General features: G+C 68.5%; 9 protein-coding genes and 1 pseudogene. 8 read left to right on the top strand and 2 right to left on the bottom strand.

Features of this window, described 5'->3' with window-relative positions; all coding sequences use genetic code 11:
* Positions 1–69: 69 nt before the first annotated feature.
* Complete coding sequence (locus OID54_RS14220) at positions 70–2,493, top strand: MMPL family transporter (RefSeq protein WP_329019198.1); 2,424 nt, start codon at positions 70–72, stop codon at positions 2,491–2,493.
* Positions 2,494–2,783: 290 nt separating this feature from the next.
* On the opposite strand, the gene OID54_RS14215 is transcribed toward OID54_RS14220, so the two are convergent.
* Together OID54_RS14215 and OID54_RS14210 are read right to left on the bottom strand one after the other, a co-directional pair.
* A complete protein-coding gene (locus OID54_RS14215) occupies positions 2,784–2,981 on the bottom strand; it encodes a helix-turn-helix transcriptional regulator (RefSeq protein WP_329019195.1) in 198 nt (65 codons plus the stop codon).
* 208 nt (positions 2,982–3,189) lie between these two features.
* On the bottom strand, positions 3,190–4,101 hold the full coding sequence (locus OID54_RS14210; protein ID WP_329019190.1) for a sugar phosphate isomerase/epimerase family protein: 912 nt from the start codon (positions 4,099–4,101) through the stop codon (positions 3,190–3,192).
* A 130-nt stretch (positions 4,102–4,231) separates the two neighbouring features.
* On the opposite strand from OID54_RS14210, the gene iolC reads away from it, so the two are divergent.
* The 7 genes and pseudogenes from iolC to OID54_RS14175 all read left to right on the top strand — a co-directional run bounded on the left by iolC (position 4,232) and on the right by OID54_RS14175 (position 12,587).
* The gene (gene iolC / locus OID54_RS14205; RefSeq protein ID WP_329019188.1) at positions 4,232–5,419 is read left to right on the top strand and encodes a 5-dehydro-2-deoxygluconokinase; all 1,188 of its coding nucleotides are present in this window, start codon (positions 4,232–4,234) and stop codon (positions 5,417–5,419) included.
* The gene (locus tag OID54_RS14200) at positions 5,416–6,300 is read left to right on the top strand and encodes a Cgl0159 family (beta/alpha)8-fold protein (protein WP_329019186.1); all 885 of its coding nucleotides are present in this window, start codon (positions 5,416–5,418) and stop codon (positions 6,298–6,300) included. Before iolC ends, OID54_RS14200 begins: the two co-directional genes overlap by 4 nt.
* Positions 6,301–6,316: 16 nt before the next feature.
* Positions 6,317–7,249 (top strand): 5-deoxy-glucuronate isomerase, encoded by a 933-nt coding sequence (gene iolB / locus OID54_RS14195; protein ID WP_329019183.1) that lies wholly within the window; start codon positions 6,317–6,319, stop codon positions 7,247–7,249.
* Positions 7,246–9,267 carry a 3D-(3,5/4)-trihydroxycyclohexane-1,2-dione acylhydrolase (decyclizing) gene (gene iolD, locus OID54_RS14190; RefSeq protein WP_329019180.1) on the top strand — a complete coding sequence of 674 codons (2,022 nt, stop codon included), beginning with the start codon at positions 7,246–7,248 and terminating at the stop codon, positions 9,265–9,267. Before iolB ends, iolD begins: the two co-directional genes overlap by 4 nt.
* A 42-nt stretch (positions 9,268–9,309) precedes the next feature.
* Positions 9,310–10,812 carry a CoA-acylating methylmalonate-semialdehyde dehydrogenase gene (locus OID54_RS14185; RefSeq protein ID WP_329019178.1) on the top strand — a complete coding sequence of 501 codons (1,503 nt, stop codon included), beginning with the start codon at positions 9,310–9,312 and terminating at the stop codon, positions 10,810–10,812.
* A gap of 76 nt (positions 10,813–10,888) precedes the next feature.
* A pseudogene (locus OID54_RS14180) lies at positions 10,889–11,050 on the top strand (DUF4291 family protein); the annotation flags it as partial.
* A 19-nt stretch (positions 11,051–11,069) separates the two neighbouring features.
* Positions 11,070–12,587 carry a recombinase family protein gene (locus OID54_RS14175; protein WP_329019175.1) on the top strand — a complete coding sequence of 506 codons (1,518 nt, stop codon included), beginning with the start codon at positions 11,070–11,072 and terminating at the stop codon, positions 12,585–12,587.
* Positions 12,588–12,631 lie beyond the last annotated feature (44 nt).

Genomic DNA, 12,631 nt, shown 5'->3' with positions numbered 1-12,631 from the left:
GGCAATGGTCGCCTCATGCTGCCTGCTCGCATGCCTGCACATGGGCCCCGGTGAAGGGGACACCGCACCATGTCCGAAGTCAACAGCCCGCCCCCGGCCCCGCCCCGGGCACGGCGGCCGGTCGGTGGGTGGACCCGATTCGTCACCGCGCGACCACGACTCGCCCTGTTCGCGGCCCTGGTCCTCACCGTGCTCGCCGTCTTCGCGGGCAGTGGAGTGGCGGACCGGATGGGAAGCGGCGGGTGGACCGATCCGGCTGCCGAGTCGTCGTACGCGACCAAGGCGCTGGAGCGCGAGTTTCCGGCGTCCCAGCCCAATCTGCTGCTGCTGGTCGACAGCGGGCGGGCGGGGGTGGACAGCCCGGCGGTCGCCGCCGAAGGGCGGCGGTTGACCGAGCGCCTGGCGGCGGAGAAGGGGATCACGGGCGTCGGGTCCTACTGGCAGAGCCCTTCGCCGGCTCTGCGCTCAGAGGACGGACGGCAAGCCCTCGTCGCGGCTCGGGTACTGGGCGATGAGAAGACCAAGGCCGAGGTGCTCCAGCGGATAGCTCCGGAGTATCGCGGAGCGCACGGCCCAGTGGAGGTCTCCCTCGGAGGGCCTGTTGCCGTGGAGCATGAGATGACCACGATCATCCAGGAAGATCTGCTGCTGGCCGAGGCCATCGCCCTACCGGTGACCCTGATCCTTCTGGTCATGGTCTTCGGAAGCGCGGTCGCGGCAGCGCTGCCCCTGCTGGTCGGGATCGTCGCGATCCTGGGCACCAATGCGCTGCTGAGGGGGCTCACGGAGTTCACGGACGTCTCGGTCTTCGCCATGAACCTCACCACCGCCTTGGGGTTGGGGCTGGCCATTGACTACGCGTTGTTCATCGTGCGTCGGTTCCGGGAGGAACTGGCCGGTGGCCTTGAGGTCCGTGATGCCGTGGGGGCGACCCTGCGCACGGCCGGGAGAACCGTTCTCTTCTCGGCACTGACGGTGGCGGTGTCCCTGGCGGCCATGCTGGTGTTTCCGCAGTACTTCCTCCGCTCGTTCGCCTATGCGGGAGTGGCGGTGGTCCTCCTGGCTGCCGGTGCGGCTCTGGTCCTGCTGCCCGCTGCGCTGATGCTCCTGGGGCATCGGATCAACGCCCTGGACCTGCGAGCGGCCTTCCGTCGCCGCCGAGTCCGCCCAGCCTGCCGAGACCTCGGCGGCGTCGAGCGCGTCGAGCATCAGGGGGAGCAGCCCTCGGGGTCTGTCGGGCCACGCAGCGCGGAGCAGCCCGGAGAGCGGGGAGGGTGGACCCGACTTGCGGATCTGGTGATGCGAAGGGCACCGCTGTTCGCCTTCACGACCATTGCGGCACTGCTCCTTCTGGGGCTCCCCTTCCTTGATGTGAAGTTCGGTACGCCGGATGATCGGCAACTCCCCGTGAGTGCTGAGTCCCGTGTGGTGCAGGAGGAGATCCGCGAGCGATTCACCGGTAGTCCCGACGGGGCCATCGAGATCTTCGCGGGGCCGCTCACCGATGGGGGAGACGGTGACGAGGAGGCGAGCGCGGGTGTCACATCCGCCACCTACGCGGAGTACCGCGACCGAATAGCCGCCCTCCCGGGAGTGCTGCGGGTGGACGGGCCGGCCGTGTCCGGTAGTGCGGCCTACTTCACCATTCAGCCCAAGGGCGAGGCGGTGGGCGAAAGCGCTCAGCAGTTGGTCCATGACCTGCGGGAGGTGCCCGCGCCGTTCGAGACCTCGGTGACGGGCAGGGCCGCTGTTCTGGAGGACTCCAAGGCGGCGATCGCGGACAGGTTGCTGTGGGCGCTGGGGATCATTGCCGTGGCCACCTTGGTTCTGGTCTTCCTTCTGACCGGCAGTGTGCTGATTCCCCTTCAGGCGGTCGTGCTCAATGCGCTGAGTCTCACCGCCATGTTCGGTGCGGTCGTCTGGATCTTCCAGGACGGGAATCTCTCCGGGCTGCTGGGCTTCACTCCGACCGGAGACATCGAAACCAATCTGCCGGTGCTGATGTTCTGCATCGCCTTCGGTCTCTCGATGGACTACGGCGTCTTTCTGCTCTCCCGCATCAAGGAGGAGTACGACCACTCGGGCAACCATGAACACGCGGTGCGCTTCGGACTGCAACGCACGGGTGGACTGATCACCGCAGCGGCCGTGATCCTCGCGGTGGTGATGCTCGCCATTGGCACCTCGCGGGTCACCAACACGAAGATGCTCGGTCTCGGTATCGCCCTTGCGGTGCTGATGGACGCCATGGTGGTGCGCAGTCTGCTGGTGCCGTCGGTGATGAAGCTGATGGGCGCGTGGAGTTGGTGGGCGCCCGCGCCACTGCGACGGTTCCACCAGCGGTTCGGTCTCAGCGAAGGCGACACGGCGGCCTCGGTCGCTCTCGAAGATGAACACGCGGCTGGTGCGGGCGCCGCTGGGCGAGGAGCGATCCAGAACACCGACGCAGACCAGGGGGCCGGCTCCGCCCCGCCCGATCGGGCCAAGGTCTGATGGTGCAGCGGTTCGGATTCTGATGGCGAGTCGGGCCGGGATCTGACCGTGAGCCCGGCCAAGGTCTGACGGCGAGGGGAGCAGGCACGGCAGAAGGCGCCACAGCCGGTGCGGGGACGGTAGGCGCGGGGGCAAGTCGTACCGAAGACGGTGGGTACGGGGGAGCAGGCCATACCCAAGACGACAGGTGCGGCGGGTGCCAGGCGCGGGAGAGAGCAAGCACGGTGCGAGGAGGGGGAAAAGGGGGCAGTCCCGCACACCACCCGGTGTGCGGGACTGCCCGGCAGGAGTCAGTTGGCGCGACCTCTGTTTCCTGGGCGGTTGGCGACCCATACGCGAATGGTCTCGGCGTACCAGTAGGGCTTACCGGCCTGGACCAGATCGGGTGGCGGGAGTTGTCCGTGCTTGCGGTAGGAGCGGACCGTGTCGGGCTGTACCCGGATGTGAGCAGCGATCTCCTTATAGGACCAGAGACTCTTGTCCGTCATGTGGCACCTCCCCGCGTGCACGACAGCGGCGACCTGGGGGCCGTCGGGGGAGCCGTCGTGCGGATGCTGGCGATCATGAGAGTGCGCCTGCTCGACCGCCCCCGGAACAGGGAAGACGGGTCTGTCGACCCCCCGTGACGGAAAACCCGCGTAATGGAGATATGTGTGATCAGAGGGCGACAACGGTGACAGATGTGATGAGTGGGCCTCAGGCGCCGCAAGTGCGCAGGAAGCGACGGGTTCGTTGGGCAATGGGAAATGGTTTGTCAGGAGGGCAGGGGTACATGTCCTGCTCGACGATCGCGAAGAGTTCCACGCCCAGCGCGTCGGCTGCGGCCAGTACGGGTTCCAGGGCAGGGATGCCTGCCGGTGGCTCGCACATCACTCCCCGTGCGACGGCCGGGCCGAAGGGCAACTGATCGGCGTTCACCTCCGCGAGGATCCGAGGGTCCACCTGCTTGAGGTGGAGATAGCCGAGCCGTTCGCCGTACGTCTCGATCAGGGCGACGCTGTCCCCGCCGCAGTAGGCGTAGTGGCCCGTGTCCAGGCAGAGCGAGACCAGATCCGGATCGGTGGCGTCGAGGAAGCGGCTGACGTTCTCCTCACCGTCGATATGAGTGTCCGCATGGGGATGCACCACGATCTCCAGCCCGTAGCGCTCGCGCACCTCACGGCCGAGACGTTCGGTCTGGACGGTCAGATCACGCCATTGACGGGAGGTCAGAGTGCTGTCCTCCACGACCCGCCCGGTCTTGTCGTCCCTCCAGAACGCGGGGATGACCACCAGATGCTCGGCCCCCATGGCCTGGGTGAGGGCGGCGATGTCGGAGACGTGCGCCCAGGTCGCGTCCCAGACGGCGGTGCCACGGTGGAGGGCGGTGAAGACCGTCCCCGCCGACACCTTGAGCCCCCGCCGCACGGTTTCTTCCTGCAAGAGGCCGGGATCAGTGGGGAGATAGCCGTACGGGCCGAGTTCGATCCACTCGTAGCCGGCCTGGGCGACCTCGTCGAGGAATCGTTGCCACGGCACCTGGAGGGGGTCGTCGGGGAACCACACCCCCCAGGAGTCGGGGGCCGAGCCGACCCGGATGCGGTTCAGTGCGGGGACGGGGGAGCTCATACGGCCGAGCCTTACGGCCGCCCCGAAAGAGTGTCAAGTCAACGTCCGAATGTCCGGACAAAATGTTGACAGTATTCGATGGACGGCACTAGACCTGGGGAGACCCGGGCAGCGAGGCGAAGGGACCCGCATGTCGCAGCCGCACCAACCGGAGTCCTTCGACGTCATCACCATGGGACGCATCGGGGTGGATCTCTATCCCCTGCGCACCGGTGTGCCGCTGGCGCGGGTCGATGTGTTCGGCAAGTTCCTCGGTGGCTCGGCGACGAACGTCGCCGTCGCTGCCGCACGGCTCGGGCGGCACACCGCGGTGATCACCCGTACCGGCGCCGATGCCTTCGGTGAGTACCTCCACGAGGCACTCGCCGATTTCGGGGTCGACGACCGATGGGTGACCCCCGTACCGGGACTCCCCACCCCCGTCACCTTCTGCGAGATCTTCCCCCCGGACGACTTCCCCCTCTGGTTCTACCGACAGCCCAAGGCACCCGACCTGGAAATCGCACTCCAGGACCTCGACCTTGAGGCGATCCGAGCGGCGCGGGTCTTCTGGACGACCGGTACGGGACTCTGCGAGGAGCCCAGCAGGGCCACCACGCTCGCGGCGCTCGCCCATCGCGACCGTGCCGGGATCACCGTGTTCGACCTCGACTGGCGGCCCATGTTCTGGGCAGACCCCACGGCGGCCCGCGCCCACTACCGCCGAGCACTCGCCTGGGCCACCGTTGCCGTCGGCAATCTCGACGAGTGCGAGATCGCCACCGGCGAGCGCGAACCGGAGGCAGCCGCCCGGGCGCTGCTCGCCGCGGGAGCGGACCTCGCCGTCGTCAAACAGGGCCCCGCGGGAGTCCTCGCACTGCACCAGGACGGCACTCGCGTCGAGGTCCCTCCCGTGCCCGTGGACGTGGTCAACGGGCTGGGTGCGGGAGACGCGTTCGGTGGGGCCCTCTGTCATGGGTTGCTCGCCGGCTGGGACCTGGAGCGCGTGATGCGCTATGGCAACGCCGCCGGCGCCATCGTCGCCGCGAGGCTCGCCTGCTCCACCGCCATGCCGTTCGCGACGGAAGTAGACCAGGTGATGTCCGGTGGGCCCGTCCCGCCTTCGCCTACCCCGCCCCCGGCCGTCCCCCTGCTCCCACCCGTTCCCCTGCGCCCATCCGAACAGCCGTCGCCCCCGCAGCCCTCCCCGCGACCGTCCCCCGAAGGGCCGACGGCCCCACCCCCGGCATCCCGAGTCCCGCCCGCCCCGGAGCTGCGATCCTCCGAGGCACCCCCGGTCGAGCCGCGCCGAGCCGATGGCCCCGGAGGGCACCCATGAGCCGTGTCGCCATAAACGAACTGACCGGAATCCGGACCAGGCACCCCGAGGCCGTGGCCGAGGCTGCCGCGAGCCGACGCAGACGGACCCGTCTCATCGGTCCGAGCGGACGGCTGATGATCATCGCGGCCGATCATCCGGCCCGTGGAGCGCTCGCCGTCGGAGCCAGCCCGCTGGCCATGGCCAACCGCTTCGACCTGCTGGAACGGCTCTGTCTCGCCCTCTCACGCCCCGGTGTGGACGGCGTCCTCGCCACCGCGGACATCCTTGACGACCTGCTTCTGCTCGGGGCGCTGCACGACAAGGTCGTCATGGGGTCCATGAACCGCGGCGGACTCGCCGGCGCCGTTTTCGAACTGGACGACCGCTTCACCGGACATCGCCCACAGGACCTTGCCCGCCTCGGCTTCGACGCGGGCAAACTGCTGCTGCGCATCGACTACCAGGACCCGGCGTCCCTCGACACCCTCCACTCGGCCGCCCGCGTCGTCGACGAGATGGCGGCACACCGACTGCCCGTCTTCGTCGAGCCCTTCATCTGCCACCGGACCGACGGACGTCTCCACACCGACCTCAGCGCCGGAGCGATCACCCGGTCCATCGCCATCGCCTCCGGTCTCGCCGGGACCTCCGCGTACACCTGGCTCAAGGTTCCGGTGCCGGACGACCCCGAGGCGATGGCGAGCGTCATGGAGACCTCCACCCTGCCCGCGGTCATCCTCGGCGGTGACATCGGCACCGACCAGGACGGCGTCTACGCGAAGTGGCACAGGGCCCTGCGACTGCCCACCGTCCAGGGCCTCGTCGTGGGACGTTCACTGCTCTACCCGGCGGACGGAGACGTGGCCGCTGCCGTCGATACCGCCGTAGGACTGTTGTAGGGGGTACGGAGAGAACATGAGCGCCGATCACACGCACACCGTGCCGCCCGAGTCGAGGTCTCACCTCCCGGCGGGCAGCGCGCGCAGCGGGCCCTATGCCCTGCGCATCGATCCCGCCCGCGCGGGATGGGCCCATGCCGCCCTGAGGGTTCTGGAACTGCCCCCCGGTGGCACCCACTCCCTGGACACGGGCGATTGCGAGTGGATCGTCCTGCCCCTGAGCGGCGGCTGCACCGTACATGCAGAAGGAGAGTTCTTCGAACTGCGCGGAAGGGAAGGTGTATTTGGCGGAGCGACGGACTTCGCCTATCTGCCGCGTGATTCCCACGCACAGATCGCCTCCGGTGCGGGAGGCCGCTTCGCCCTGGCAGGAGCGAAGTGCGAGCGACGACTCCCCGCTCGCTACGGCCCCGCGCCGGAGGTACCGGTCGAACTCCGCGGTTCAGGTGGCTGCTCCCGCCAGGTCAACAACTTCGCCGCCGCGGGTGTCTTCGACTGCGATCGCCTCATCGCTGTGGAGGTGATCACCCCCGGTGGCAACTGGTCGTCCTATCCGCCGCACAAGCACGACGAGCACGTGCCCGGGGTGGAGTCCGAGTTGGAGGAGATCTACTACTTCGAGATCGACCGGGGTGGTACGGGCTTCCACCAGGTCTCGCCGTCCCGCCCCGGGGGTACGGAGTTGCTCGTCGAAGTCGGCGGCGGTGATGCCGTCCTCGTGCCCGACGGATGGCATGGTCCGTCCATCGCCGCTCCCGGGCGGGACATGTACTACCTCAATGTGATGGCGGGGCCCGGCCCACGGGAGTGGCTCATCCGCGACCACCCCGACCACGGCTGGATCCGGGACACCTGGCCGGACCAGCCGATGGATCCCCGACTCCCGCTCCGACCCGGCTCGCGCTCCGACGCACCGAGGCACCCACGACCGGCCGAGGAGCAGGGATGACCTGCCGTCGCCTCACCGTCGCCCAGGCCCTGATCACCTTCCTCAGCCGCCAGTACACCGAGCGGGACGGACGCCGACAGCGGCTCATCAGCGCCACCTGGGGCATCTTCGGTCATGGGAACGTGGCAGGGATCGGTCAAGCCCTGCTGGAATCCGGCACCGGCCCCTACCCGACAGCGCCCGATTCCAGCACCGAACCGCACCCGCACCGCGCGGCCGGTGAAACGCACGGCGCGGCCGGTGAAACGCACGGCCACGGCGGAGGCACCGGCGGCGGCCGTCCTGCCATGCCGTTCTTCCAAGGCCGCAATGAGCAGGCGATGGTCCATGCCGCCGTCGGCTACGCGCGACAGTCCCGTCGGCTCTCCGCCCACGCGGTCACCACGTCCATCGGCCCCGGCGCCACCAATCTGGTCACCGGTGCGGCACTCGCCACCATCAACCGCCTCCCCGTACTCCTGCTCCCCGGCGACGTCTTCGCCACCCGTCCGGCCGACCCCGTTCTGCAACAGCTCGAAACCCCCCATGCGGGAGATCTGTCCGTCAACGACGCCCTACGACCCGTCTCGCGCTACTTCGACCGCATCACCCGCCCCGAGGCCCTGATCCCGGCCGCGCTCCAGGCCATGCGCACCCTCGCCGACCCGGCGGAGACCGGTGCGGTCACCCTCGCCCTTCCTCAGGATGTGCAGACCGAGGCGTACGACTGGCCGGAGGAGTTCTTCACCCAGCGGATCTGGCGGGTGGACCGGCCCCGCCCCGATCGTGATGCGCTCGACGAGGCCCGCCGGCTCCTGTCCGCGGCCCGCCGCCCCCTCCTCGTCGCCGGCGGCGGAGTTCACCACAGCGAGGCCGAGGCAGCGCTGAGGGCGTTCGCCGATGCCACCGGCATTCCCGTTGCCTCCACCCAGGCCGGAAAGGGGTCCCTCCCTTACGACCACCCCTGCGACATCGGCGGCATCGGCCACACCGGTACCGCGGTCGCTGCGGAGGCGGCCCGTACCGCGGATGTCGTGATCGGGGTCGGCACTCGGTGGTCCGACTTCACCACCGCGTCCTCCACTCTGTTCCAGAACCCGTCCGTTCGATTCGTCAACATCAACGTCACGTCCTTCGACGCCCACAAGATGGCCGGCCTCTCCCTCGTCGCGGACGCCCGCGAGGCCCTGACCGATCTCACCGATCTCACCGATCTCGCAGGTCCCGCCGAAGCAGCACCGAAGCGGGTCTCGCCGGCGTACGAGGAGGAGTACCGCGCGGGCAAGGAGCGCTGGGAGCAGCGGGTGGACCTCGCCTATCGCGCGGACGACCCCAACGCCCGCCCCACCCAGACCCAGCTGCTCGGCCTGCTCGACGCCCTCGTCGACCAGGACGACATCGTCATCAACGCCGCCGGTTCGCTCCCCGGGGACCTCCACAAACTGTGGCGCGCCCGGTCCGCCGACCAGTACCACGTCGAGTACGGGTACTCCTGCATGGGCTACGAGATCCCCGCGGCCATCGGTGTCCGGCTGGCCGCACCCGGGCGGCCCGTCTGGGCCCTCGTCGGCGACGGCACCTATCTGATGAACCCCACGGAGATCGTCACCGCGGTCCAGGAGAACATCCCCATCAAGGTGGTCATCGTTCAGAACCACGGATACGCATCGATCGGTGGACTCTCAGCAGCCGTGGGCGCCGAACGGTTCGCCACGGCCTACCGTCACCGCGGCCCCGACGGCACGTACTCCGGAGCGCCGCTCCCCGTCGATCTGGCCGCCAACGCAGCCTCGCTCGGACTGCGCGTGATCCGGGCCACAACCGTGGATGAACTGCGGCGCGCGCTCGTCGAGGCCCGGGCGGCGGACGTTCCCACAGGTGTCTATGTCGAGACCGAAACCGCAGACACTGTGTCGAGCCCGCCCCCGGCACAGGCGTGGTGGGATGTTCCCGTGGCAGAGATCGCGACCCGGCAGTCGGCGGTCGACGCCCGGGAGGAGTACGAGCGGCGCACCGCCGAGCGACGCCGCCAGCTGTGAGACATCCGCAGACGTGCCGGCACTTGTGAAGGAGCCTTTCTCATGACGAAGAACATCCACCACTGGATCGGTGGAAAGACCGTCGAGGGAACGTCGGGCAACTGGGGTCCGGTCACCGACCCGGCGACCGGCGCCGTGGCCGCCCAGGTCGCGCTGGCTTCGACCGACGAGGTCGGTGCCGCCGTCGCCGCGGCCAAGGAAGCGTTCGCCACCTGGGGCACGTCGTCCCTGTCCCAGCGCACGGCGATCCTCTTCCGCTACCGGGCGCTGCTGGACGCGCGCCGTGACGACATCGCGGCCTTGATCACCGCCGAGCACGGCAAGGTCCACTCCGATGCGCTGGGCGAGGTCGCCCGTGGCTTGGAGGTCGTCGAGCTGGCCTGTGGCATCACCACCCAGCTGAAGGGCGAGCTGTCCACCCAGGTGTCGAACCGGGTCGACGTGTCCTCCATCCGCCAGGCCGTCGGTGTCGTCGCGGGCATCACCCCGTTCAACTTCCCCGCGATGGTCCCCATGTGGATGTTCCCGCTGGCGGTCGCCTGCGGAAACACCTTCATCCTGAAGCCCAGCGAGAAGGACCCCTCCGCGGCCAACTTCCTCGCCGAACTGGCCACCGAAGCGGGGCTGCCCGACGGTGTCCTCAATGTGGTCCACGGCGACAAGGTGGCCGTCGACGCACTCCTGCACCACCCGGACGTATCGGCGGTCTCCTTCGTCGGCTCCACTCCGATCGCCCGCTACATCCACACCACCGCCTCCGCCAACGGCAAGCGGGTGCAGGCGCTCGGCGGTGCGAAGAACCACATGCTGGTCCTCCCGGACGCCGACCTGGACGCTGCGGCCGACGCCGCGGTCTCGGCCGCCTACGGTTCGGCGGGCGAGCGCTGCATGGCCATCTCCGCGGTCGTCGCCCTCGACTCCATCGCCGATGAACTGGTGGAGAAGATCCGCGAGCGCGCCGAGAAGATCAAGATCGGCCCGGGCAACGACCCCACGTCCGAGATGGGTCCGCTGATCACCAAGGTGCACCGTGACAAGGTCGCCTCCTACGTCACCGGTGCCGCCGCCCAGGGAGCCGAGGTCGTCCTCGACGGCACCGGTTACACGGTCGAGGGCTTCGAGGACGGTCACTGGATCGGCATCTCCCTCCTCGACAAGGTCTCCACCGACTCCGACGCCTACCGCGACGAGATCTTCGGCCCGGTGCTGTGCGTCCTGCGCGCGGAGACCTACGAAGAGGGCCTGGCCCTCATCAACGCCTCGCAGTACGGCAACGGCACCGCGATCTTCACCCGCGACGGCGGTGCGGCCCGCCGCTTCCAGATGGAGGTCCAGGCCGGCATGGTCGGCGTGAACGTTCCGATTCCGGTTCCCGTCGGCTACCACTCCTTCGGTGGCTGGAAGGACTCCCTCTTCGGGGACCACCACATCTACGGCAACGACGGCGTGCACTTCTACACCCGCGGCAAGGTCGTCACCACCCGCTGGCCCGACCCGGCCGACGCCCCCTCGGGCGTGGACCTCGGTTTCCCGCGCAACCACTGACACATCCGCGCCGGGCGCGTGGCCGCAGCGTTAATCCGCTCGCGTCGGCCACGCGCCCGACCGCATTCTGGTCCCCATGCAGGAGACGAACCCCCCGCAGCGCGCGATCCGCGCGCTGCACACCGACACCACCATCACCGTGTACCAGGCGTACGCCCCGGAACTCGGCCTGCCAGCGGCGCGCGACGGCCGATTTCCGGCAGCCTGGAAGCGGACCAGGATGACTTGGATCAAGCCGCGTTCGTAGTCTCTTACTTGTGACCGAGGACGAGAAGGACCAGCAGTCAGAAGCCCGCTTACGGCGAGCGCTCCGGGCCACGCAGGCGGCGGGAACCCAGCGGACCAAGCAACGCCCATCCGACTGGACGGGAGAGACCGCGGCCATCTACTGCCGGATCTCCCATGCCAACGACGACGATCAGACGGGCGTCGAGCGCCAGGAGCGCATCTGCCGCGAGGTGGCCGAACGGCTCGGGCTCGCCGTTGTCGAGGACCAGGTCTTCGTGGACAACAACCGCTCCGCGTGGCAGCGCAAGCGCAAGCGCCCAGGGTGGGACGCCCTGCTGGCCGAGGCCGGGCGAGGACGCATACGTCATGTGTTGACCTACCACCCGGACCGGTTGATGCGTCAGCCACGCGATCTCGAAGAGCTGTTGCAGATCGCCGACGACCACGACATCACACTCCACGGGCAGGCGAACAGGCGTGACCTCGCGGACCCTGACGACCGGTTCTTCCTTCGCATCGAGGTGGCTCACGCCTGTCGGTCCAGCGACGACACGTCACGTCGGCTGATCGACGCGCTGGTCGAGCGCGCCCAGGACGGACGCCCCCACACCGGTAGGCGCCGCTACGGGTACGACAAGACGGGCACGGTGATCATTCCTGAGGAAGCCGAGATCGTGCGCGAGGTGTTCACGCGCTATCTCGACGGAGCGAGTCCCGTCCAACTGGCCAAGGAACTGTACGAGCGTGAGGTGAAGACCGCAGAGGGGCGCGACTGGAACGCGAATCGGATCAGAGAACTACTCGACAACCGGCATGTCGCAGGCATCCGTGTCTTCCGAGGTGAGGAGATCGGAGACGGTGAGTGGCCGGCGATCATCGACAAGGGGATGTGGCGCGAAGTTCGGGAGCGCCGTACCTATCGAGCCGCAGCGGCCAGGAAGGTCGAGTGGCCGGCCAGGTTCTACCTGCTCCGCGGTCTGGTCACCTGCACAAATTGCGGCAAGCTCATGGGGGGCTCGGGGGCGAGTGGCGCCAAGTACATCTGCAATCACACTCATCGGCTGGACGTCCCGCGCTGTAGTCGGGCGGTCTCCGCACCCATCCTGGAGCAGTTCGTCACCGAGGCCGCGATCAATCTTCTGGAGCGGCTGGACCTCACCGAGGCGCCCATGCCGTCCGTTCTCTCCGAGGAGGACCAAGCGGCCATCGAGGCGGATCGCCAAGAGCTCGATGATCTCAAGGACATGTGGGAGAGCCAGGAACTGAGGACGCGGGAGTACCGCGACATGCGCAAGACGGTGGAAGCGCGCATTGCCGAGGTTGAACGCAAGATGATCGTTCGCCCGGTGACCGAGGTGCTCGACGGTCTCGTCGGTCCACACGCCCGTCAGAGCTGGGAAGCTCTGGAGAAGTCAGGCGATCGCCAGCGCTTGAACGCGGTCATGCGATTCCTGTTCGCCGCGGTGAAGATCAAGGCCGCGGTGAAGAGAGGCCGTCAGTTCGACTACGGCAGGATCGACATCGAGCAGAACCCCATCTGGATCTGAGAACGAGGGTCGCGAAGGGGCCTTGTGGAGGTCCCTCCGCGATC

The sequence above is a fragment of the Streptomyces sp. NBC_00690 genome, assembly GCF_036226685.1.
Classification (GTDB): Bacteria; Actinomycetota; Actinomycetes; order Streptomycetales; family Streptomycetaceae; genus Streptomyces.
The sequence above is the reverse complement of the archived record's forward strand: the minus strand, read 5'-3'. Positions and strand labels throughout refer to the sequence as shown.